Raw genomic sequence first — 23185 nt, 5'->3', positions numbered from 1 at the left:
GCGAGAAGCGAGGGCCATATTGCGGCAATTTTTAGTAAACAGCTTTGCCACCAGCTGTTTTGATATCGCTGTGCCACATGGTTTCAACCATCTTCACAACGTTATCTGGCATTGGCACGTATTCCAGCTGCGAAGCCAGTTCGTCACCGTTGGCGTAGCTCCACTCGAAGAACTTCAGCACTTCTTTTGCTGTGGCTTCGTTGGCCTGAGACTTATGCATCAGGATGAAGGTTGCGGCTGTCATTGGCCATGAAGCAGCACCTGGCTGGTCGTTCAGGATCAGTTTGAAGCCAGGAGCATTTGCCCAGTCTGCGTTTGCCGCAGCAGCCATGAACGCTTCCATGGTTGGCTGAACAAACTTGCCAGCTTGGTTCTGCATTTGGGTGTAGGCCAGGTTGTTGGTCTTGGCATAAGCGTACTCAACGTAACCGATAGAGCCTTTAGTACGTTTTACGAAGTTAGCGACACCGGCGTTGCCTTTACCGCCCAGCTGATGAGCTTCCTGTGGCCAAGCAACTTCTTTATCAACACCTACTTTGGATTTCCAGTCACTGCTTACGCGAGCCAGATAATCGGTGAAGTTGTAAGTAGTACCAGAACCGTCTGAACGGTGTACGGTGTAGATAGGAGTGTGTGGCAGTTTTACGCCGCTGTTCAGATCGGCAATGGCTTTGTCATCCCAGCTTTTTACTTTACCCAGGTAGATATCCGCCAGCAGTGCGCCAGACAGTTTCAGTTCACCCGCCTTAACACCCGGCAGGTTAACTACCGCAACGATGGAGCCCATGACCGCAGGGAATTGAACCAGACCTTCTTTGTCCAGTTTTGCTTTGTCGAGCGGCGCGTCAGAGGCACCGAAATCTACAGTCTTGGCAATAATTTGTTTGATACCACCACCAGAGCCAATGGCTTGGTAGTTCAACTTAACACCGGTTTCCTTGTTGTATTGCTCTGCCCACTTAGCATAGACAGGGTATGGGAAGGTCGCACCGGCACCGTTAATAACAGTATCTGCATATACAGAAGCTGATGCGGCAATGGTACAACCTAACAGGGCGCCTTTAAGCAAGTTGTTCATATAGCAATCCTAAAAAGTGACTTTCCGTCATTTGGTTAATTGACGGTGAGCATTCTTACATTGCTAAATGACAGCTATGTGACAAGCTGAAATATTTTGCAGGTTTGCGTAAAAAAATAGCAAAAGCTCCCATGGGAGCTTTTGATAAATTGATGTTGTTTAAAATAAATGTCTAAGCTTTCATGGATTTATCGCCACGAGCGAGGCCGACAATACCTGAACGTGATACTTCTACAACTTTTGTTGTTTCTGCCAGTGACTGGACGAAAGCATCAAGCTTTTCACTGGTCCCTGTCATCTGGATGGTGTACAGCGTTGGGGTCACATCGACAATTTGGCCACGAAAAATATCCGCAGTCCGTTTTACTTCATCGCGGGTTTCGCCGGTTGCCTTGACTTTGATCAGTGCCAATTCGCGTTCCACATAACTGGATTCAGTGATATTGGACACCTTGAGTACGTCAATCAGCTTATGCAGTTGCTTTTCAATCTGTTCCAGAATGAAATCATCTGCAAATACGGTGACAGTTAACCGTGACAGGGTTGCGTCATCAGTGGGCGCTACGGTCAAGGTTTCAATGTTATAACCGCGTTGAGAAAACAGGCCAACCACTCGAGACAAAGCGCCAGGTTGGTTTTCCATCAATACAGAAATAATTCGGCGTTTCATCAGCATTTCTCCGTTTTGCTCAACCACATGTCACTCATCGCGCCACCCCGGATCTGCATGGGGTAAACGTGTTCGGTCTCATCGACACTGATATCAACAAATACCAGTTTGTCGGTCATTGCCAGCGCTTCAGCCAGTTTGCTTTCCAGCTCTGCTGGATTGCTGATGGTCATACCCACATGACCATACGCTTCGGCAATCTTGGCGAAGTTAGGCACCGAGTCCATGTAAGACTGAGAATGGCGGCCAGCATATATAATATCCTGCCACTGTTTAACCATGCCCAGAAAACGGTTGTTAAGGTTGATGATTTTTACCGGAACGCCATATTGCAGGGCGGTGGACAGTTCTTGGATATTCATCTGAATTGAGCCGTCACCGGTCACACACACCACGGTTTCATCCGGCAGCGCCATCTTCACGCCCATCGCTGCTGGCAGACCAAAGCCCATGGTGCCAAGACCCCCGGAGTTGATCCAACGGCGAGGTTTATCAAACGGATAATAGAGCGCCGCAAACATCTGATGCTGACCTACGTCAGAGGCCACATAGGCGTCGCCCTGGGTCAATTTATACAGCATTTCTACCACTTGTTGTGGCTTGATGCGTTCACTGGATTTCTGATAATTCAGACAATGGCGTTCGCGCCAGCCGTTGATCTGTTGCCACCAGTTCTCCAGCGCGGCAGTATCCTGTTGTGGAAACAGTTCAGGTTCCCGTAACAGCTCCAGCATCTCATCCAGCACATTGTCAGCTGAACCCACAATTGGGATATCCGCATGCACGGTTTTAGAAATGGATGAGGGATCGATATCGATATGCATCACAGTGGCATTAGGGCAGTACTTGGCCACATTGTTGGTTGTGCGGTCGTCAAACCGGACACCGATACCAAAGATCAGATCGCAATTGTGCATCGCCATATTGGCTTCATATACACCGTGCATCCCCAACATCCCCAGATTCTGCGGATGACTGCCGGGGAAGGCGCCTAAACCCATGAGGGTGTTTACCACAGGCAAGTTAAGCTTTTCAGCCAGCTGGCGGATTTGCGCTGAGCATTCAGAAATTATGGCGCCTCCACCAACGTACAGTACTGGCTGTTTGGCTTCCAATAATGCCTGTAATCCTCGACGGATCTGACCCTTGTGACCCGAGATAGTCGGGTTATACGAACGTAACTTAACGCTCTTAGGATACTGGTATTCATATTTAATTGCCGGATTCAGGCAATCTTTTGGCAGGTCTACCACTACTGGGCCTGGGCGGCCACTGGACGCAATGTAAAACGCCTTTTTAATGATATTGGGAATTTCTTGTGGATCGGTCACCAGAAAGCTGTGTTTTACCACAGGTCTGGAAATACCAATCATGTCGCATTCCTGAAAGGCATCATTACCAATCAGATTGCTTGGCACCTGACCTGACAACACCACTAATGGCACGGAATCCATATATGCGGTGGCAATACCGGTAATCGCATTAGTTGCACCAGGACCAGATGTCACCAGTACTACGCCCACTTTGCCGGTGGCACGTGCGTAGCCGTCAGCCATATGCACAGCGGCCTGTTCATGGCGAACCAGAATATGCTCAATATCGGATTTTTCGTGTAGTGCGTCGTAAATGTCTAGAACGGAGCCACCTGGGTAGCCAAAGATATGTTTAACGCCTTCATCGATCAGTGAACGCACGATCATGCTGGCGCCGGAAAGCATCTCCATTGTAATTTCCTCAAGATAAGAAGATACCGTTACGGTAAACAGTAACTTTTACAGCGACGGTAATCGCTCTAACAATTAGCAGGAAGGGTAATTCCTGCCACCCTGAACCCGGCCATTGCGGCTTGCCACCCTGTAAGATGGGGGTTCTTGTCCTGAAGGACAGGATTCATCATATTGAAAAAAGACGATTATGCAAGCCTGTCAGCATCACATTTTCACAACTTTATGTTATTTCCCTGTTGCTGACAGTGCCTAGCCGCGATATTGCCAGGTCGCAATTATCTATATGAGGGAGGGCTTAAGGTGCTGTTGGCGATTTTAGTGTGCCGGGTCCTGTAAATAATTGGCACACGCCAATTAGCACAATGGCTGCTAACATAATTGCGGCGAAAGGCACGGCAGTTCCGGTATAGAAAAACGCCAATATTGGGCCGGCCATCGCGCCTATGCCAAAGCGTAGTGTTCCGATAACAGCCGTAGCCGTGCCGGTTTCCTGTTTAAACTTCATCAGCACAATCGCATCAGAGTTCACCGACATGATGCCCATTGAGCCCATCAGTGGTGCCAGGGTAATGACCGTCCAGTAATATTCCAGCCCCAGCAGATTAACGGTCACCAATGCTAGTGCCGATACTGTGCCAGTCATGGTCGCAACCGCCAGCATTCTTCTGGGGCCAAAACGCACAACTAAGCGAGAGTTAAGAATGTTGGCAATGGCCAGCGCTCCAACGTTACAGCTGAACAGAATGGCAAACAGCGATTTGCTCAGATGGAATACTTCCATATAAACGAACGGGGAGGCGGTGAGATAGCAGAAAAACGCTAACGCGCACAATAAACCACTGGCGAGATAGGGTTTGACACCCGGCCGTGACAACACGATACGGTAGTTGCCTAAAAATGATTGCGTGCTATGCGGAGCACCTTTGGCATCCGAGGCCATTTTCAGTTTCAGGCTGACCAGCAGCAATAGTGCGCCCGCATAAATGGCCAGGATGATAAAGATCAGGGGCCAATGACCAAAACCAAGGATCAGGCTACCAATACTCGGTGCCAACAACGGTGCCAGCATCATAATCAGGCTGACGTATGACATGCCTTTGGCAGTATTTTCGCCGTAGATTTCCTTGATGTAACCTGGGATAACAACCGTGGCTGCGGCGCCGATAAAGGCTTGTACAAATCGCAATATCATAAACAGCTGTAATGAGGGCGAAAGGGCGAGCCCAATACTGCACAACATAAAACCTGACAGTCCGGCAATCACCAGCGGACGACGACCGATACGATCCGCTAATGGCCCAAATGTCAGCATGCCGATAGAATAACCTGCCAGATACACACTCAGCGACTGCTGTACGGTGGTGACGTCGGAATGAAAACTGTCGGCAATAATCGCCATTGCGGGCAGATACATATCAATCGTCAGCGGCGTAATTGCCATAATTGCCGCCAGCATGGGCAGTAAGAGGTAAAGCGGCAACCCCAATTCTGTTGGTGAAGGTGAAACGGCGTTATTCAAAAATACCTCGAGATAAATCTTTGCCAGAGACCAGCGTTGCGGGACAGCAATGGTAAAGCCTCATTGGCTATCTGCCAACCGCAAAGAGTGTTACAAACTGCGAATGATGCGTTTAAAGAACCGCTGATGACCATCTTTCGTAATGAAGTGCTTTTATTTTTATCAAATGAAATGGTTAGCTCTCGCAACATGACGATTTCCATGTCATAACTTATAAAAATAACTCTTTTATTTATGGGCTGACGGGAGCGACATGGATAGTAAAGTCACCTTTTCCGCCATCACTCAAGATTCCCGGTTCTCCCAATGGTTTCCCGGACTGGACGGGCTACTGCAGTATCAACGTGAGTGGCTGAAGGATGATTTGCGGGCAGCGTTGTCTGTCACCGCGGTGGCGTTACCTGTCGCAATCGCTTATGCACAGTTAACCGGCGTTACCGCGGTTGCCGGGTTATATGCCTGCATCTTACCTATGTTGATGTATGCGATCTTTGGTACGTCAAAACAGCTCATCGTTGGCCCCGATGCGGCCACCTGTGCCGTCATTGCAGCAGTCGTTACGCCATTAGCTGGCGGCGACCCGGTACGTCAGTGGCAATTAGTGATGACCATGACGCTGATGACGGGGTTCTGGTGTCTCTTGGCCTCGCGTTTTAGCTTCGGCGTCTTGGCAGAGTTTTTGTCCAAGCCTATCCTAATGGGATTACTTAATGGTGTGGCAATCACCATTATTGTCGGCCAGGCCGCCAATATTTGCGGCTTCACTTTTACGGAACGTTATTTGCTCGAGCGTTTATATCATTCCGTTGAGTACCTGCAATTGACTCATCTGCCCACCCTAGGTGTGGCGCTGATCACTTTGGCCATTTTTCTGATAGCGCGGTGGCTCAGGCCACAGTGGCCTGCAGCTATGGTGGCGATTGTTGGGGCGACTTTATTGTCATGGTTCGCCAATGTGGCGCATTATGGCGTCGATATTGTGGGTGAAACTAAAGGCGGATTTCCGGAATTTCAGAGCCCGGTGTTTGATTTAGGTATTGTGCGTGAAATGGTGATGCCCGCGCTGAACTTGGCAATGGTAAGTTTTATCAGCATGATGCTCACCGCCCGAAGTTTTGCTGCCAAAAATGGTTACGACATTGATGCTGATAAAGAGTTTCGAGCTTTAGGCATTGCCAATATCGCTGCGGCTATCTCACAGGGGTTTGCGATCAGTGGTGCTGACTCTCGTACAGCGGTTAATGATGCCAACGGTGGTAAAAGCCAGTTAGTTTCGGTTTTCAGTGCAGTATTAATCCTCGTCGTTGTGTTGTTTTTCACTTCGCCGTTGCAATTTATTCCTGCCCCAGCCCTGGGGGTTGTGTTAGTGATTGCCTCCATTTCCCTTATCGATTTTCGTGCAGTCTGGAGTTTGCATAAACGTGATAATGGCGCATTTATGCTGGCAACCATTACTTTGTTGGCGGTGTTATTCATTGGCATTATCCCAGGGATTACCCTGGCGGTGTTACTGGGGTTGTTTCAATTTATCCGTTTGGTGATGCGGCCGACCGATCAACTATTGGGGATCAGCCAGAAAGGGATTTTGCGGAGTCTGGATAAAACCGATAAAGCTAAGCCGATCCCTGGCATATTGATCTATCGCTTTAATTCGCCATTAACCTATTTCAATGCCGTCTATTTTAAGCGGCAATTACTGCACCGAATAACCGAGCAGCAAGTGCCGGTAGAGTGTGTGGTTGTTGATGCGGTTAGCTGCTTTAGCCACATGGATATCAGTGTGATGTCTATGATTGACGAATTACATAAGCAGTTACATAAACAAGGTGTTCATCTGATCCTAGCCGGACGCAAACGGGAGTTACTGAAATGGTGTGAAATGGCGGGGATAAAGACTGGTGGTGAAGGAAAGTTGACTGTTCGTTCAGACTTAACAATGGCAGTGAGGATGCACCAAAATTATAAACAAGCGCTGCAGCAGGGGATCGCCCCACAACTACGTAAGGCCGAAGACCCGGATGAGGTGTTGGTTCACGCCATCCTGTAGTCAATCCTCGCAAAATAATTCTGTAGGTAATAGCCCTTCATATGCATAGTAGCCGATTGGCCCTAACAGCAGACCAGCCATCACCCAAAGACACCGTTTAGCATGCGTGAGATTCAGTCGATTAGTAAATGCTCGCCATGCGAATAATAAGTTAAGCGCAAGCAAAATGGCGCATCCAGTGAGTATGGCGATATCCATAGTGTACGTTCCCTTTTATGATCAACTGCCGTTGAGATTTATCCTGAATCCCAGCAACGTCGGAAAAGTGCTACAAGTACACCGACATGCTCCTAGTTGTTTTTGCCATAGATGAGAATGGAATTATTTGATGTAACGCAATTTTGCTATTTTATTGTTTAAGAATGTGATGTTGGTTTCCCTTATTTATCAGAGTGTAAAGTTAGCCTCGCCGCCAGTTAACAACGTAAATGGTTGACGCTATAGCGGCTCAAAATGCGCGGAGGCAATGCAAAACTTTCGTGTTAAAGAAGGTTAAAACCATAAGCTGGTAAAGCTGGTTACCATTTGTAGGACATGCTGATGTGTTTTTAAATCGATGTATGCAATATCGGAGAATGGCGGCTTATGTTATTTGTTCATCATCTGGTGGTGCGTTGGCTGTAACCCACTGTGAACGCTGTTATCTCTCCTTTATTCATTAAACCTCTGCAGCAAACTGTACCGCGTTCGTGTTGAATAACTCTTACGCAACTACATGTGACAATGACAATGTCAGTAGCAGGGAATCGTCAGATACCCTTCGGTTGGGCATCTGACCAGGTTGTAATGTTTTAATGGTGGTTATTATTCGTAAAACTGGTGAATATCATGTGCCAGCTTTTCTCGATCCGGTTTGTGCAAATAGATCATGTGGCCTGATTCATAATAAGTACGAGTGACTCGGGATAAATCGATACCGTATCGTCCGAAAGTATATTCGCCATCAAAGAACGGCGTGGCATAGTCAAAATAACCGCTAGCCAACAGGATTTTCAGGCTGGGATTTTTACGCATCTCTTCTGACAAGGCATGAGCAGCATTAACATAATGAGGTTCACGGCCCGGGGTGCGATCATAAACCCAGTTATGATCTACCTCTTTGGAACTCACCACGTAATCGCGGTCCCAGCTAACCTTAAGATCTGTTGCAAAATAATGACGTAATGCGGCGTTGTAAGCGGCTGATACGGCAACACTGGCTGCGTCATATTTGGGGAATGAATCCAAATCATCAAGTTCATCGTTACTATAGCGGGAATCCAAACGACCGACGGCAAGACCTTCATCTGCCATCAATAATTTCACATGATGTTTGGCATTAATGCGTAAATTCGCCCGTTTAACCAGCTTCAGCGGCAGTCCGGTGTAATAGGCGAGTTTTTCTGCTACAGCGTCAAATTCATTTTGCGGCAATGCACTCCCTTTAAACAACGCCGGGAGGTAGGTGTTGACCGCAAAGGCTTTTACCTCTGCGACTAACGCTGGCAGCGTGATACTTGTTTGGTCAATTTTATGGTGATACCAAGCCGTGGCAGCCATTGTTGGCAAATAGGTCACATGGGAAATCATATTATCAGCGGTGGGGGTGCTGCCTTCATAATCCAGCGCTTGGCTAATTAAAATCAAACCATTCATGCGGATAGGAGACATACCGTCATCCAGATACGGCTGCATTGCTGCAGCGCGAGTCGTTCCGTAACTTTCACCCGCTAAATATTTTGCTGAGTTCCACCGGTTGTTTTTCGCAATCCAGCGTTTCACAATCTGGCTTACGGATTTGGCATCTTCCTCCATGCCCCATACATCCTTGGCACTGCCTTTGCCTGCGAGTTTGCTATATCCAGTGCCGATAGGATCGATGAAGACTAAGTCGGTTTTATCTAATGGACTCAGATGGTTATCAATAATTTGATACGGTGAATTCCCGGCATCTTGAGCGTTGCTAGGAACAACCACAAGTTTGGGACCAAACATGCCCATGTGTAACCAAATGGACGCAGACCCCGGTCCACCGTTAAACACAAACGTGACCGGACGATGTTGCTTACTGTCAGCCACGTAGGCGGTAGTGACAGCATCAGCAATAACGTCACCTTTATCATTATACAAATGCATATTGCTTACGGTGGCTGTATAACTAATTGTTGTACCGTTAAATTCACCTTTGTGCTGTGTCACGAACGATTGAATTTCTGGTACTGCTAGCAAGGGACTAGGCTCAGTGCTTTTTGGCGTTTCAGCCATCAGATGAAAGCTACTAATCAGACAGCCAATGAGTAAAATTTTTCGCATCATTTTTCCCTAATTTTTTATCATCGTTCTGGTTGTTTAACTTGGCTAATGCTGGTGTGATGCATAGAAACTTAGCCTTTTAGCCATATTCCAGCGGAGGTGGAAGTGGTTCTCAATGACAACAACAGTTTTTCCCTTGTTGTATTGGTGGGCACTTTACTGAGCCAAACGAGCAGAAGACACAACAGTCGCCGGGATTTGGCTTTAATAGCTGATGACACGATGTACATTCGTAAAAGAATATGCAGGCATTGGTCGGCATTTGCTCTTGTTTCTTGAAACCACACTCGGGGCAAGTAATCTCCGATGTCAAAATTAACGTTGTCATTTTTTTATCAATACCTTCTTCACGTGACTACACCACAGACTAACTTGATTCGCAGTAAATTCAATGCAAAACAACAGGGTATAAATCATTACGCATCATTCAATAGCGACATCAACTGCTAGGCTGAATTCGTTATGGTGCATTGAAGCATTCATGGCTTCTAATTTTGCAATGTTAAGACATTATTACCTCTGTGTGCGGCGTCGAGTCTGATTTAATGTATTTCAAAATATATTCATCAGATAACCGCTCGTCAGCGGTGACGAATGCCCGCTCAACGTCAATGTCGGGAAAAGCGTTTTGAGCTGGTATTTTTACTACTGGGGCAAGTGACTTGTCATGCCACTAACCGGGTGATACCGACCTCAGAAACCACTAGCGTAAGAAAGTAAATCGCGGTGAGTATCAACGACTTTTTATTGCCCCACTCAAAGGCGTGTTTGGAAATAAGAAAGATAGAGACAATTGCCAAAGCCATGGGAACAAACGTGAGCAGTGGTGGCAGTCCCAATAAACCAATTGCTAAGTTTCCCAGAAAAATAATTAACGCTGGGACAAACACTATGGTAAATGCGGTGCCAAAGTCTGTTGCAGCACGATCTCGCTGAAGTAACTGAATCGAAAAATACAGCACAACGGCTGTGATCAGTACAATGATCATAAAACGTCCATGTATTAAGTGGTTTGAATTTCGGTTGCTTAATGCTGCCAGCGACGACACGTATAAGGTGCGCCTTTCGATAACAAGGTGCGATTTTAAGACTAGGTCAGTGCTTGCAGATTACAGCTGTCAATTTTGTATCAATTTATCGTAGATATTTTGGATAAACAATGCACGGCCGCAGCGAAGGTAAACTGCAGATTTCAGGCGCGTTATTTTAAAAGAAAATATGGAGATATCGTTTATCATCTAATATCCGCGCGAAAATTCATGGAAGCATTATTCGTCCAGCATTCCTCTGGCACGTAGAATTTCTGTTTTAAAGTCGGCGACATAATCTTTTTGCAGCCCGGGAATAGGCTGACTTTTATCGGCATCTCGCATTTTCAAATGATAGATTAATACATCATCGGATAAGTCCTGCAATTCGCCTTGGTAACCCGCTTCTTGTGCCAGTTGTACGATGAATTGCAGCAGATTCAGCTCAGAGGATTTTTGCCAGGCAGGATTGAGTAATTCCAGCAATTCGTTGATGCGGTGACAATTCATGGTGGGCTCCTTTTAGGCGTTATGGTAACCAACATAACAGTGAAGCATGTATTCGCAAAGTACAGCATGCAATAACACCGCTACGAGTTGCCAATGACCTACAAAAAGGGTGGCAAGGAGCCACCCATTAATCAGCTTCCTATGACGGAATCGGTTATGCGCCAAGTGCCGCATGGTAACGCTCGAAGGCGGCTTCCAGATCTGCAATAAGATCCTCTGGGTCTTCCAGACCAATATGTACCCGGAACATCGGTTTGCTGCTGTCCCATCGGGTAGCCGTGCGGATTTTTTCAACACCAAATTCCGCCAGGATCAGGCTTTCATAACCGCCCCAAGAAAAGCCCATCTTGAAGTGCTCCATGCCTTCGACAAACGCCTGCATTGCTTTACGGTTGCCTGATTTCAGTAGAAACGAAAACAGCCCGTTACTGCCGAGATAGTCGCGCTGAAAGAATTCATGCCCCGGACATGACGGAAATGCCGGATGACGAATGTGATCAATCTCAGGACGAGTTTCTAACCAATGGGCGATCTCAAGTGCGTTTTTCTCTTGTTGCGCCATACGTACCCCAAGGGTGCGTAATCCACGCAGTGCGAGATAGGCATCGTCGGCAGATACACATTGGCCGAGCAGATAGCTGTTTTCGCGCAACTGTTCCCAATACTGTTCGCTGGCAGTGGCGGTACCCATCATCACATCTGAGTGGCCCACAATATATTTGGTGGCAGCCTGAATGGAGATATCGACCCCTAATTCAAACGGACGGCAATTAATGGGAGATGACCAGGTGTTGTCCAGCATGGTGACAAGTCCATGCTCATGTGCAATTTTGCATAATGTCGGTACGTCCTGCACTTCCATCGTGAGCGAACCGGGGGACTCTAGGTACAGCACTTTGGTACTGTGACGAATAAGCTCAGCAATCCCGGCACCTATCATGGGATCATAATACGTGGTCTCGATTCCCAGACCCGCGAGCAGATTGTCACAAAGTGCGCGGGTAGGTTCATATACACTGTCAACCATTAACAGGTGGTCACCACTTTTTAGAAAAGATAAAAGTGCGCCCGAGATAGCCGCCGCGCCAGAAGGATAGAGTGCAGTACCTGCGCCACCTTCTAATTCGGCGATAGCGGCTTGGAGTGCAAAATGGGTATCGGTGCCGCGACGACCATAATACAGTTCGCCTTTACTGCGGCCAGCGCCAGCTTTGGCCATGTGTTCAAGGCTGTCAAATAAAACGGTGGAAGCGCGAACGACCGGCGGATTGACTACGCCTTTAGTCCATTTTTTGTCCCTTCCTAGGGAAACTATTTTGGTAGCTCTTTTCATTATTAGGCTCTTGTACTGCTGATGTTCTGAATGTAAGACCTGTGTTCCCTGAACGTTGGCTTCAGGGTGAACAGGCATCTTAACACTGAAATGGCTGTGGGGAACTCCTGCCAGCCTGAGAGTTGTTCATGTTAGCCGGGAAGTGGCAAGGTTAAGGTGAACATGACGCCGGAGCCATCACCCAGATTCGCGGCTTTGATGCTGCCACCATGAAACGCGGCGATTAGCCTGGCGATATAAAGTCCCAGCCCCAAATGCGGCTTTTCTTGATTACCTGCGGGACGCACTGAAACCATCGATTCGAAGATCTGCTCGCTCATATTCTCAGGCAGTAATGGCCCTTTATTTTCAACGGTGAGGATCGCCTGTTTCGCCTGTATCTGGAGTACCAGATTAATCGGTGAATCCGGCGTATGAAATTCCAGCGCATTGCTGATGAGTTTATCCAGCAATTGCGCGATGTATTCCGGCACACCCAGCATCATTAATGGCTCATCCGGTTGTTTCAAGGTAAAGCGCTTTTGCGGGTAAGTCATCTGATACCCGGCAACGCAGCCGCTGACGACTTTGGTTAGCGGAAACTGATCAGCTTCGCTGTTGTTAAGCGATTCCTCGAGGCGGGTGGCTTCACTCATATTGGCGAGGATCAACGATAGCCTTTTTACGCCTTCCTGAGCCCGGTCAACATATTTCATCGCCTCGCCGTCAATGGGTTGCAAACTGAGATGTTCCAACGAGCTACGGACTACCGCCACCGGCGTGCGCAGCTCGTGCGATAGCCGCGATGACATATTTTCCAGATAGTGGGTATATTGTCCTAGCCGAGACACTATGTTGGCGAAGCTGCGTGATAGATCGCCAATTTCATCGCGAACTGCTGAAGGCGGAATGGTGTCTCGTACTCGTCCCTGACTATCAATGGCTTTTTCAGCTTGATCCCTGAGCTTACGGATCCGGCTGGAGATACTTGACGCAAAAAAGAACAACGCAAGAGTACCAACAGTCATCACAATCAGGATGATATTGAACAGCTTCTCCAAGGCACGGTTACGCAGAGTGCGAATGCCATGGGTGGTTTCTTCTGCCACCACTGCGCCCATGACTTTGTTGTCAATCCAGATCGGACTCGCGGCTGACAACACCACCGCTTTGCTATCAGGTGTTAGGCGCCAAGTCGAGGCCAGATTCCCTGCCAGCGCTTGCTGAATATGACTGCCTTGCAGTTCAGTCGAATCCTGTAGCGAATCGATAAAGTCATTGGGGGGCCGGGTCAGGATTTTGTAGTAGATAGGATTGAGATATTGCTTTTGCAGGCGACTCCAGAAGGTCTCCGGTTCATCATCAACTTCGCCCCACACGCCATTGCTGTTGCGGATATCGCCCGACTTCGCTAGCACGCGTCCATGGGTATCCACTACCCATATACGTGAACTATTATGGCTCATACCTTTGATAATGCTTTCAATTTCTGGCGACGGTACTAACACAGTACCGAGTCGGTCAACACTGTCGGTGGCAGACGTGCCGACAACGGCTTCCAGTTGCCGGGTCTTACGGTTATTCACATCGTGGATGGCAAATCCCAGTTTACTGCCCACCATTTCTAGTGGCATTCGCAGTTCAATATTGTAACCCTGTTCGGTTTTACGCCACTGCCCCTGAATGCGGTTTTCCGGGACAACCGGTGAGGTGAGGGTGGCATCGGCGGGCAATTCATAACTGCTGAGCCAGCCGTCTTTCATATTGGCCACCACATAACGGTGAAAGCTGCCATCCGATGCCTGGGTGGCAATATCCAGATAGTCATTGCGATCAACGGCCAGACTGTTACGACCACGATAGACAACGTGCGGATCGGTGACTTCAAAAAAGCCATAGAGGTAACCGCTGTATTTGCCCACCATATGGCGGAATGACAGTTTCGAGTCGCTGTTTTGTGCCAGAAACAAGCGGTAACCGTCGCCGTATTCCATCGATTTGCTGCGATATTGTTCCCAGTCGTCCAGTTTGCCATCCAGCTGGATCGGGCCTTGTAGCGGATAAGCATAGAGGTCGCGGCCTTTCTCTACCTGTTTTAGAAAGCTTGCCTGCGAGTCAAAGAGCTTGGGGCGTTCATGTAGTGCAGTCGCTAACGCTTGCGTCGTCCCTTCCAGCGTTTTTTCCTGGCCATGACGCAGGTATTTTTCCATTTCCCAGACGTATTGATAACTGAGCCAGGGCAAACCTAACAGAAATAACGACAACACCAGCGTTTTGGTGCGCAGACCGATGGGCGGGTGATAAACCGGCAGCTTCACGCTTGACTATCCCAGCGATAGCCCATGCCGTAGACGGTATCGATGCAGTCGAATTCCGGATCGAGCGCCAGAAACTTCTTGCGAATACGTTTAACGTGAGACGTGATCGTACTGTCATCCACATAAATTTTGGCTTCCTGCATCAGATCGCCCCGGCTGCGCACATGGCCGGGATGCTTTGCCAGCGCGTGTACCATCCAAAATTCAGTCACCGTGAGTTCAATTGGGGCATTCTTCCAGCAAACCTGAATGCGGTTAGCATCTATCGACAAGTGACCGCGTTCCATCAATGATTCGCTTTGAAGGTCGCTGCCCGCTAATTCACTGCGCCGAAACAGTGCGGCTAAGCGTGCCAGCAAATGCGGAAAACTGACATCCTTGCTGAGATAATCATCAGCGCCAAGGCGTAATCCGCAAACCGTATCGAAATCGCTGTCCCGGGCAGTGAGAAATATGATGGGCAAAGCATTAGACATCGCCCGTAATGCCTGACATAGGGTAAAACCACCATCTATTTCGTGTTCCAGCCCAATATCAATAATCGCCAGATCCGGCAGGCGGGTATTGAATGCGTGCATCGCTTCAGCGCGATTGGCATAACCTTGTACGCTATAGCCCTGATTTTGTAATACGTCCTTATAGTTCTCGCGGATAGCAACTTCATCCTCCACGATAGCGATGCGTTTCATGAGCGCTGAAATCTCGGGTTATGAGTCATTAGCCGTGACTATACAACAATTTGCCCGATAAAAAAGTGCTCACAGGCAAATGCCATTTTGTTGCCACAATTGATCGGCGAACTGCCATTTTTACTCCCTGTGTCCGCCATTTCACCCAGGTTTAATGTCCCCATCGAAAGCACGATGACTTAACACTAACAACAAGGAAACAGTGAAATGAAACAGCACATTATCTCCGCTTTAGTGATCTCTTCTCTGATGGCGATGCCTGTGATGGCACAGGAACAGCAAGACAACCAGACCCCGGCGGCCATTGGCTTTGGTAGTGGTATGGTTTTGGGCGCTGTCGTTGGCGGCCCAGTCGGCGCCATTGTCGGGGCCTTTAGTGGTAGCTTGGTGGGGAAGAGCGTTGGGGATGACAAACACCTCAAAGCACAGCAACAAACATTGGATGAACAAGCTCAACAAATCACTGTGCTTAATCAGAAACAGCAGTCACTGGAGCAATTACAAGCGCAATACACCGAAGCGCAGCGACAACTGAAGACCTTACAGGCAGCACGTGCATCGAAACTGGAGGAACTGACGGTAGGCATGAATGTTCAGTTTCGTACCGGTACTGCAGAGATTGAGCCTCATTTCGCGAAGCAGTTACAAGATATCGCGTTTGCCATGAGTCTTGCACCAGAGCTGACGCTGGAGCTGTCCGGTTATGCTGACCGTCGTGGTTCGGCGGAATTCAATCAACAGTTATCCGAACAGCGAGTGCAGGCAGTACGGGAGTTTCTGATCCAGCAAGGGGTGAATGGCGCAAGATTAACCGCGAACGCTTATGGTGCCAGCGCCCCTTTGAACCCAAAAGAAAGCCTAGAAAATGACTTTTTTGACCGTCGGGTGACCTTGCGCCTGCAAAGTCCTGATGCAGCGTTGGCAGCCAATAATCAGTAGCGAGTTGAGGAGATACGGATGAAAAAGGATTTCCTTGAGACGTTTGCCGGAATACATCCTTGCCGTGTTGAAACGGCGGATGTATCACGTTGCGACGACGGTCAGGCGCTTCTGCCTGACTGGATGTTCAGCCTGATGCAAACCAGTGGTCTGCTGCTATTAGCCGTGTTGTTGTTTAATCTGTTGACCTCCGTATCAGCCATTGCATCAACGCAAATGCCCGATGACAGGGTGGCTAACCCATTGTGGCCAGGCAGTGGCACTTTGGAATGGCAAGGTGTCAATGCTGACGTTGCCCCAAACTTGCAGACTGAAATAAACATGCAGGTGTCGGGACTGACAAATCGGGTTACCGTCACCCAGCATTATATTAACCATAGCGAACAATGGCTCAACGGCCGTTACCTGTTTCCGTTACCAGAGAATGCGGCAGTGGACAGTTTGCAGATGAAGATTGGTGAACGGAGGATTGAAGGCCAGATCAAACCCAGGACAGAGGCACGGCAAATCTATGAACAAGCGAAGGCAGAAGGGAAACGAGCCAGTTTGCTGAGTCAGCAACGTCCGAATCTGTTTACCACTGATGTGGCCAACTTGGGGCCAGGTGAATCGCTGGAGATCACGTTTAGTTATCAGCAATCACTGATCTATCGCGACGGTCAATTCAGTTTACGATTTCCTATGACTATCACACCGCGTTATGTCCCGCTATCAATGTTGCGTAACGAGGCTCAGCTAGCAGATGCATTATCCCTGCAATCCCCGATGGTCGATAGTGATGCACTACAACGCGAACAAGCGACTGTTAATCGAACCGATATTGCAGTGACGCTCGATGCTGGTGTCCCGTTAGCGGCCATCCGCTCATCCAGTCATCAGATCCAGCAGCAATCGCAGTCTAACGGTCAGGTGGTTATTTCCCTGACGAAGATATTGCCAGACCGGGATTTTGTCCTGGAATGGCAACCCCAACCGGAGGCGGAGCCAACCGCGGCGTTGTATAGTCAGATGGGGCAGACACATCTTCTGACTCCCCGTGCGGGTAACTCAGTGATGCCAGATAAAAGTCGTTACAGTCTGTTAATGTTGATGCCGCCGGCACAGTCACCAAGCACTGCGCAACCACGTGAGCTGATATTGGTTATCGACACTTCCGGTTCAATGGGGGGGGCCGCCTTGGCGCAGGCGAAAAGTGCCGTGCTCTTTGCCTTATCAAGTCTTAAGCCGCAGGACAATTTCAATATTGTCGCGTTTAACTCAGACGTACAGCCATTGGCGCCAGAAGCACTACCGGTTACTGCAGTTAACCTTGGTCGGGCGCAGCAGTTTGTTCGGTGTCTCGATGCCGATGGCGGTACCGAAATGGCCAAAGCCTTGCGACAAGCATTACCGTTGACCAACGAGGACAATTCTAAAACCGCCAAAGATAAGCGATTACGGCAAGTGATCTTTATGACCGATGGTGCCGTTGCCAATGAAGATGAGCTGTTTGAGATGATCCGTAATCGGCTTGGGGCGAGTCGCTTGTTTACCGTCGGTATTGGCAGTGCGCCCAACAGTCATTTTATGCATCGCGCAGCGGAGTTAGGGCGTGGGACGTTTACCTATATCGGCAATATGCAGGAAGTGGAGCAGAAGACAATTTCACTACTTAGCAAAATTGCGGCACCAGTGTTAACGGATGTGCAGTTGCATTATAGCGATGGCACCGTACCCGACTATTGGCCCGCATCTATTCCGGACCTGTACATGGGCGAACCGTTAATGGTCAATTTACGTGAGCGGAGTGAAGACCAACCACCGTTATTGGTTTCCGGAATGCGGAACGGGCAACGGTGGCAACAACAGGTGCAACTCAAGGCGAGTATCGCTGCGCTCGGGCTGGATTTGCTCTGGGCGAGACAACAGATAGCCTCGCTGGAAATGATGCGTAACGGTGACAATCGCGAGCGTACCACGCAACAGGCGACTGCGCTGGCGCTGAAATATCATCTGGTCAGTCATTATACCAGTCTGATCGCCGTTGATGTGACGCCAGTGAACCCTGCGCCGCAGCATAATGTGCAGGGACAAGCTCCGAATATGGCTCCTGTTGGATGGCAAGCCTCTGGCAACATGCCGCAAACAGCAACCGATAGTCGCTTAATGTTGGTGCTTGGGCTGCTATGTCTGATTGGTGCTTTATTCTGTGGCGCCTGGCGACAGCGCTTATGGCAGGCAAGGTGTTGCTGATGGCATCTAGCGCATATCGGCATCTGTTTGTGCTGGACTGGTCAGGTGGGGTTAAGCAGATGTGCGTCAGTCTGGCGATGATACTGCTGTTGCTATCGGGATTGGCCATGGTCGTGAAAGGAGGATATATGCAGGCTAAAGCGATGTTTGCCCAATATTTGATTGAGGACGCCTGGAATAAAAGTTTGCAGGATAAACACCCTCATAAGCCATGGTTCTGGGCCGATACTCATCCCGTTGGAAAATTATGGATTGGTGATAATCCTCCGTTATACGTGCTTGCGGGTGCCAGCGGCCGTAATCTGGCCTTTGGTCCAGCCCAGATGATGGGCAGAGCAAAACCGGGTGAGGCGGGTAATACGGTTATTGCAGGACATCGCGATACCCATTTTGCGGTGTTGGCTTATGCGCGTCGCGGGCAGATGATCCGTTTACAGACCATGGATGGTGAAGTGCACTTTTATCGCATTCGTGCCACTCGTATCGTGCATGAATCGCAGACACAATGGCTCACAAGTGGCGATGAATCGCTGCTGACATTGGTCACCTGTTATCCGTTTAATGCGTTGACGGGGGGCGCAACGCTCCGATTCTTGGTAGAAGCGGAGGAAGTTGCACCATTGCAGCAATCGGCTTGACCAATCCGCAAAGGCAATGGGTATTAAACTGTTGCCAATGTGGTTTTTCGATCAACTGGTCGGATTGTGCCTTGAGTGGTAGCCAATCCGGCAAGTTTCGGGTATTTTGCCGTTTTATTTTCTGCGCCGATGCGGCGTGCAAGTAGTAGGCAATATACGGTTAATGACTGACAACGGCTCTTTTGATGATATTCGTCCCTACCATGATGACGAAGTATCTGCAGTTCTGGCGCGAATTTTACAAAGTCATGAACTCCGACGAACGTTGGCGCGTTGGCGTTTCCCACGACTGAGTCGGTTGGCACCATGGGCTACAGATTGGCTGGTTAGTCGACATCTGCAGCGTCAATTAAGTGGATTAAAAACGGTGGCTGAAGTTCAGCAAGTGGTCGCGGCATATATGCAGCGGATGATGGCTACTACCGTTACTGCATTAACCGTATCCGGTCTGGAACAGTTGGCCGCAGATAAGTCGTACCTGTTTATCAGTAATCACCGCGATATTGCACTCGATCCCGCATTCGTGAATATCGCACTTTATGCCCATGGACAGCAAACAGTACGGATCGCGATTGGTGACAATCTGCTGACAAAAGATTATGTGACCGATCTGATGCGTGTGAACAAAAGTTTTATTGTTAAGCGTTCCGCCAGTAGCCCACGGGAAAAACTCAAAGCCTCAAAACAGCTATCCGCCTTTATCCAGCACTCGTTGCAGCAAGAGCATAGTCATGTGTGGTTAGCACAGCGAGAAGGGCGCGCCAAGGATGGAAATGATTGCACTAACGCCGCAATCATTTCGATGTTGTCACTGAACCGTCCTAAGACTCAGAATTTTGCGGATTATATCCGGGAACTGAACATTGTGCCTGTGGCCATTTCTTATGAATGGGACCCGTGTGATGTGGCTAAGACCCGCGAGTTGTATAGTTTGCAACAAACAGGTGAATATCGTAAGCAGGTCCATGAAGATATCGCCAGTATCGCCTCTGGCATCGCTGGTTTTAAGGGCAGAGTGCATTTGGCATTCGGTGCGCCACTTGCGGCTGATTACGCTAACGCTGAAGCGGTTGCGGCAGAGATAGACCGGCAGATCTGGCAGAACTATCACCTGTTCCCCAGTAATGTGCTCGCTTATCGTCAGTACACCGGCAATGCTGATGAAAGTGTCGCGAATGTCACCGTAACGGATATAGCTGCACAATCAGAAAAATTTACGCAGCGCTTGCAATCTATTGCAGAGGAACAACGTGCCATCTTTCTGGCGATGTATGCCAATCCGGTGCTGAATAAAGTCGGTAAAACCCCATGTGGTTGAGCCGTTCAATCCGAGAACTCACCGGAGTAAGCTTGTAGGCGGGGGGGGAGTTACGCCATGATTAGCGGCGTAACTAACCGTTAATAGGCATCACTCGGTTACGTCCTAAGCGCTTGGCTTCATACAAAAATTGGTCAGTGCGTTCAATAAAACCCGCAACCGTATCCTTGGGTTGCCATTCACTGACGCCAAAGCTGGCGCTGATGTTACCGACACTTGCGTGCTGTTTGCGATCACGTACGGTGACTTTCTCCAATGAGCGCCGCAGCGATTCAGCAAGATGTCTGGCAATCCTTAGCTGGCTTTTAGGTACTAATACCGCAAATTCTTCACCACCAAAACGGTAAAGTTTGATGCCATCACGGCAATTTTCCTGCATACGTTTGGCAACCGCACGTAGCACTTGATCGCCCAATACATGGCCATAAGTATCGTTAAAGTCTTTAAAATGGTCGATATCACTGAGGATTAAGCAGGTGCCTTCCGGAGACTGCTGCAGCAGTGCAGAGATATCCAGATTAAAAGCCCGACGATTGAAACATCCTGTTAATGCATCGTACATGACATCATGTTCAGCCGTAGAAAGCCGCTGACGTAATGCTTCAATCTCTTGCTGCGCTTTATCCAGTTGCCGGGTAAAGTAGGCGGTGCTGTTGATGATGTCGTCAGACTCTTTTACCAATCCGCGCACCATATCCATCACCTGTTCCAGACTGATGGCTTCTTGTTCCAGTAAGCTTAACTTACCGAAGTTTGCCTCCAGTTTGTTTCTGAAAGCATCAGTGTCGACGCTGGTATCTTTTAATGACTGCGCTAACTCTGTGGTCATCGCGTCCATGTTTTGCCGCAGGTTACTGACATCCAGATCTTTGGGATCACCAATATGCTGTTGGTACAACACTTCTGCCGTGGTTGGCGGGCAGGTCTGGTACTGTGAAACCACTTCGTCAAGCTGGGCGTTGAGCTGCAAATTTTGCTCGCCAACATAGGTATACCATAACGCATAGTTAGTAGGCGTTGTCGGTATCTGATATTTCAGCATAAGTGGCAATGCTTTTTTAAGATATTGGGCCGCTTGTTGTAATAAAGATTGAGTCATTCAACTTACCACTGTTTGTTATCTCGCCATCTTAGCATGTCAGCTACAACTTATTACAAATTTGCTTTCAGTTATCGGGCGTTACGATTGTCGGGAGCATATTCGCTGTTACAATGAAAATTCAACAATAATATTGTCGGAAGTAAGGAAGTTGTAGTGAAACCCTCCTCTCTGGTAGCCGCGTTGGGCTTGTTGTTCCTGCCCATGGTTCATGCTGCGCCATTTCAATTTGATGAATCGGCTTACCGCCACGATGTGAAGACTCTGGCCAGTGATAAATTTGAAGGCCGGGGCCCGCTGTCCGAAGGCGAAAAGCTAACGATAGATTATCTCGCAAAGTCTTTCCGTGATATCGGCTTGAAACCTGCGTTTGGTAACAGTTTTGTACAGAATGTACCAATGGCTGAGATTACTGCTGATCAGAATATGCAGCTTAAAGTTGGTGATCTGACTTTTGCTAACGGCAGCGACTTTACCGCCCGTACGGAACAAGTCGTGCCGCAAGTTAAGCTTGATAACAGTGATGTCGTGTTCGTTGGCTACGGTATTAATGCGCCGGAATATGGTTGGAACGACTATGCCGGTGTCGATGTTAAAGGCAAAACGGTCATTGTGCTGGTCAATGATCCTGGTTTTGCCACGCAGGATCCCAAGGTCTTTAAAGGTAATGCCATGACCTATTACGGTCGCTGGACTTACAAGTATGAAGAAGCTGCCCGCGAGGGCGCCAAGGCGGTGTTTATTGTGCATGAAACCGCACCAGCAGCCTATGGCTGGAATGTGGTAGAAAGCAGTAATACCAATAAAAAATATACGCTGGTGGACGCTAACAAAAACCTGTCTCACGTGGGCGTGATGGGCTGGATCCAGCACAGTGTGGCACAGCAGATATTTAAAGCCGCAGGGGTAGACTACGACCAGGTAAAACTCACCGCTATCAAAAAAGGCTTTAAAGCGATTCCGCTGCATTTAACCGCTAATTTGACCATTAATAACAGCATTGAGCTGGCGACTTCTCATAACGTTGCCGGATTGCTACCAGGTACTGAGCATCCTGATGAGTGGTTAGTCATGCATGCTCACTGGGACCATCTTGGTAAAGCGATGGTTGATGGTAAGGAAGCGATATATCACGGCGCGGTGGATAACGCCTCTGGGGTTGCGGGGGTATTGCAACTGGCGCGTTATTTTAAGAGCTTGAAAGGTAAGGATGCGCCTAAACGGTCAATTTTGTTTGCAGACTTTACTGCCGAAGAAAATGGGCTGTTGGGGGCTCAGTATTTTGCCGAGCACCCGCCTGTACCAACTAAGCAGCTGGTGGCTTTGCTAAACATTGATGGCATGAATGTGGGTAAACCGACAAACTATGTGCTGCAGTATGGTGATGGTGTGTCAGCGTTAGAAAAATACCTTTCCGATGCTGCCAAGGCTCAGGGACGCGTTGTGAAGCCAGATCCCCGTCCACAAAACGGGCTAATGTTCCGCTCTGACCATTTTGCGTTAGCGAAAGAAGGGGTGCCAGGATTGCTGTTCCTCAGTCTTGGCGATACCGATCCGGACTATATCAAGCACAAGTATCATCAGCCTGCTGACCGTTATGATCCTCATTGGGATCTCGGTGGCGTATCGCAGGACCTGACGTTAATGAGTGATATTCTGGACAAGCTTGCCAATAATCGTGATTGGCCAAAATGGCTGGAAGAGTCCGACTTTAAAAAGCGTCGGGCACAAGATGGGCGTTAATTGACGCGCAGATTGAGATGCAGAAA

The 23185-nt window shown here is 48.6% G+C and carries 18 protein-coding genes; 6 read left to right on the top strand and 12 right to left on the bottom strand.

Translation table 11 applies throughout. The features are described 5' to 3' along the window. Positions 1 to 31: 31 nt before the first annotated feature. The 4 genes from pstS to KDN34_RS10180 all read right to left on the bottom strand — a co-directional run bounded on the left by pstS (position 32) and on the right by KDN34_RS10180 (position 4994). Positions 32 to 1078: a phosphate ABC transporter substrate-binding protein PstS gene (pstS, locus tag KDN34_RS10195; RefSeq protein ID WP_212593686.1), complete on the bottom strand. Its 1047-nt coding sequence runs from the start codon at positions 1076 to 1078 to the stop codon at positions 32 to 34. Between the two features lie 172 nt (positions 1079 to 1250). Continuing rightward, positions 1251 to 1748, bottom strand: coding sequence for an acetolactate synthase small subunit (gene ilvN / locus KDN34_RS10190; protein WP_212593685.1), 498 nt, complete (start codon positions 1746 to 1748; stop codon positions 1251 to 1253). After that, positions 1748 to 3472, bottom strand: coding sequence for an acetolactate synthase 3 large subunit (locus tag KDN34_RS10185; RefSeq protein ID WP_212593684.1), 1725 nt, complete (start codon positions 3470 to 3472; stop codon positions 1748 to 1750). The genes ilvN and KDN34_RS10185 overlap by 1 nt, the downstream gene beginning before the upstream one ends. A 298-nt stretch (positions 3473 to 3770) precedes the next feature. Then, positions 3771 to 4994, bottom strand: coding sequence for a multidrug effflux MFS transporter (locus KDN34_RS10180; RefSeq protein WP_228730313.1), 1224 nt, complete (start codon positions 4992 to 4994; stop codon positions 3771 to 3773). Positions 4995 to 5247: 253 nt separating this feature from the next. Between KDN34_RS10180 and KDN34_RS10175 the strand changes: the two genes are divergently transcribed. Further along, positions 5248 to 7041, top strand: coding sequence for a SulP family inorganic anion transporter (locus KDN34_RS10175; protein WP_212593683.1), 1794 nt, complete (start codon positions 5248 to 5250; stop codon positions 7039 to 7041). An 804-nt stretch (positions 7042 to 7845) separates the two neighbouring features. On the opposite strand, the gene KDN34_RS10170 is transcribed toward KDN34_RS10175, so the two are convergent. From KDN34_RS10170 to pdsR, 7 genes are all read right to left on the bottom strand, one after another. Then, on the bottom strand, positions 7846 to 9156 hold the full coding sequence (locus KDN34_RS10170) for a S10 family peptidase (protein ID WP_212593682.1): 1311 nt from the start codon (positions 9154 to 9156) through the stop codon (positions 7846 to 7848). Between the two features lie 289 nt (positions 9157 to 9445). Further along, the gene (locus tag KDN34_RS17450) at positions 9446 to 9661 is read right to left on the bottom strand and encodes a GDCCVxC domain-containing (seleno)protein (RefSeq protein ID WP_228730312.1); all 216 of its coding nucleotides are present in this window, start codon (positions 9659 to 9661) and stop codon (positions 9446 to 9448) included. A gap of 337 nt (positions 9662 to 9998) precedes the next feature. Continuing rightward, positions 9999 to 10322, bottom strand: a complete 324-nt coding sequence (locus tag KDN34_RS10165; protein ID WP_212593681.1) for a hypothetical protein — start codon at positions 10320 to 10322, stop codon at positions 9999 to 10001. Between the two features lie 279 nt (positions 10323 to 10601). Then, positions 10602 to 10871, bottom strand: a complete 270-nt coding sequence (locus KDN34_RS10160; RefSeq protein WP_212593680.1) for a YihD family protein — start codon at positions 10869 to 10871, stop codon at positions 10602 to 10604. A 154-nt stretch (positions 10872 to 11025) separates the two neighbouring features. After that, entirely contained in the window at positions 11026 to 12204 is a 1179-nt protein-coding gene (locus tag KDN34_RS10155; protein WP_212593679.1) for a cystathionine beta-lyase, read from the bottom strand. Positions 12205 to 12335: 131 nt separating this feature from the next. Then, entirely contained in the window at positions 12336 to 14501 is a 2166-nt protein-coding gene (gene pdsS, locus KDN34_RS10150; protein ID WP_228730311.1) for a proteobacterial dedicated sortase system histidine kinase, read from the bottom strand. Beyond that, positions 14498 to 15190, bottom strand: a complete 693-nt coding sequence (gene pdsR, locus KDN34_RS10145; protein ID WP_212593678.1) for a proteobacterial dedicated sortase system response regulator — start codon at positions 15188 to 15190, stop codon at positions 14498 to 14500. Before pdsR ends, pdsS begins: the two co-directional genes overlap by 4 nt. A 207-nt stretch (positions 15191 to 15397) precedes the next feature. Here pdsR and pdsO point away from each other — a divergent pair, with 207 nt between their 5' ends. The 4 genes from pdsO (at position 15398) to KDN34_RS10125 (ending at position 20317) form a co-directional block, all read left to right on the top strand. Continuing rightward, on the top strand, positions 15398 to 16129 hold the full coding sequence (gene pdsO / locus KDN34_RS10140; protein ID WP_212593677.1) for a sortase-associated OmpA-like protein PdsO: 732 nt from the start codon (positions 15398 to 15400) through the stop codon (positions 16127 to 16129). Positions 16130 to 16147: 18 nt separating this feature from the next. Then, positions 16148 to 18361 (top strand): marine proteobacterial sortase target protein, encoded by a 2214-nt coding sequence (locus KDN34_RS10135; RefSeq protein ID WP_212593676.1) that lies wholly within the window; start codon positions 16148 to 16150, stop codon positions 18359 to 18361. Continuing rightward, the gene (locus KDN34_RS10130; RefSeq protein ID WP_228730310.1) at positions 18361 to 18999 is read left to right on the top strand and encodes a class GN sortase; all 639 of its coding nucleotides are present in this window, start codon (positions 18361 to 18363) and stop codon (positions 18997 to 18999) included. The genes KDN34_RS10135 and KDN34_RS10130 overlap by 1 nt, the downstream gene beginning before the upstream one ends. A 163-nt stretch (positions 19000 to 19162) precedes the next feature. After that, a complete protein-coding gene (locus KDN34_RS10125) occupies positions 19163 to 20317 on the top strand; it encodes a 1-acyl-sn-glycerol-3-phosphate acyltransferase (RefSeq protein WP_212593675.1) in 1155 nt (384 codons plus the stop codon). A 73-nt stretch (positions 20318 to 20390) separates the two neighbouring features. Here KDN34_RS10125 and KDN34_RS10120 read toward each other — a convergent pair whose 3' ends face one another. Beyond that, positions 20391 to 21416: a GGDEF domain-containing protein gene (locus KDN34_RS10120; RefSeq protein ID WP_212593674.1), complete on the bottom strand. Its 1026-nt coding sequence runs from the start codon at positions 21414 to 21416 to the stop codon at positions 20391 to 20393. 204 nt (positions 21417 to 21620) lie between these two features. On the opposite strand from KDN34_RS10120, the gene KDN34_RS10115 reads away from it, so the two are divergent. Further along, complete coding sequence (locus KDN34_RS10115; protein ID WP_212596607.1) at positions 21621 to 23159, top strand: M28 family metallopeptidase; 1539 nt, start codon at positions 21621 to 21623, stop codon at positions 23157 to 23159. Positions 23160 to 23185: the final 26 nt, after the last annotated feature.

Source organism: Shewanella yunxiaonensis (genome assembly GCF_018223345.1).
Lineage (GTDB): Bacteria > Pseudomonadota > Gammaproteobacteria > Enterobacterales > Shewanellaceae > Shewanella > Shewanella yunxiaonensis.
This window is presented reverse-complemented; position numbering and strand designations above follow the sequence as displayed.

Bases quoted from the DNA above. Each gene is read 5' to 3' on its own strand.
- pstS (WP_212593686.1), bottom strand. From the start codon at position 1,078: ATGAACAACTTGCTTAAAGGCGCCCTGTTAGGTTGTACCATTGCCGCA.
- ilvN (WP_212593685.1), bottom strand. From the start codon at position 1,748: ATGAAACGCCGAATTATTTCTGTATTGATGGAAAACCAACCTGGCGCT.
- KDN34_RS10185 (WP_212593684.1), bottom strand. From the start codon at position 3,472: ATGGAGATGCTTTCCGGCGCCAGCATGATCGTGCGTTCACTGATCGAT.
- KDN34_RS10175 (WP_212593683.1), top strand. From the start codon at position 5,248: ATGGATAGTAAAGTCACCTTTTCCGCCATCACTCAAGATTCCCGGTTC.
- KDN34_RS10170 (WP_212593682.1), bottom strand. From the start codon at position 9,156: ATGCATTTGTATAATGATAAAGGTGACGTTATTGCTGATGCTGTCACT.
- KDN34_RS17450 (WP_228730312.1), bottom strand. From the start codon at position 9,661: ATGACAACGTTAATTTTGACATCGGAGATTACTTGCCCCGAGTGTGGT.
- KDN34_RS10165 (WP_212593681.1), bottom strand. From the start codon at position 10,322: ATGATCATTGTACTGATCACAGCCGTTGTGCTGTATTTTTCGATTCAG.
- KDN34_RS10160 (WP_212593680.1), bottom strand. From the start codon at position 10,871: ATGAATTGTCACCGCATCAACGAATTGCTGGAATTACTCAATCCTGCC.
- KDN34_RS10155 (WP_212593679.1), bottom strand. From the start codon at position 12,204: ATGAAAAGAGCTACCAAAATAGTTTCCCTAGGAAGGGACAAAAAATGG.
- pdsR (WP_212593678.1), bottom strand. From the start codon at position 15,190: ATGAAACGCATCGCTATCGTGGAGGATGAAGTTGCTATCCGCGAGAAC.
- pdsO (WP_212593677.1), top strand. From the start codon at position 15,398: ATGAAACAGCACATTATCTCCGCTTTAGTGATCTCTTCTCTGATGGCG.
- KDN34_RS10135 (WP_212593676.1), top strand. From the start codon at position 16,148: ATGAAAAAGGATTTCCTTGAGACGTTTGCCGGAATACATCCTTGCCGT.
- KDN34_RS10130 (WP_228730310.1), top strand. From the start codon at position 18,361: ATGGCATCTAGCGCATATCGGCATCTGTTTGTGCTGGACTGGTCAGGT.
- KDN34_RS10125 (WP_212593675.1), top strand. From the start codon at position 19,163: ATGACTGACAACGGCTCTTTTGATGATATTCGTCCCTACCATGATGAC.
- KDN34_RS10120 (WP_212593674.1), bottom strand. From the start codon at position 21,416: ATGACTCAATCTTTATTACAACAAGCGGCCCAATATCTTAAAAAAGCA.
- KDN34_RS10115 (WP_212596607.1), top strand. From the start codon at position 21,621: ATGGTTCATGCTGCGCCATTTCAATTTGATGAATCGGCTTACCGCCAC.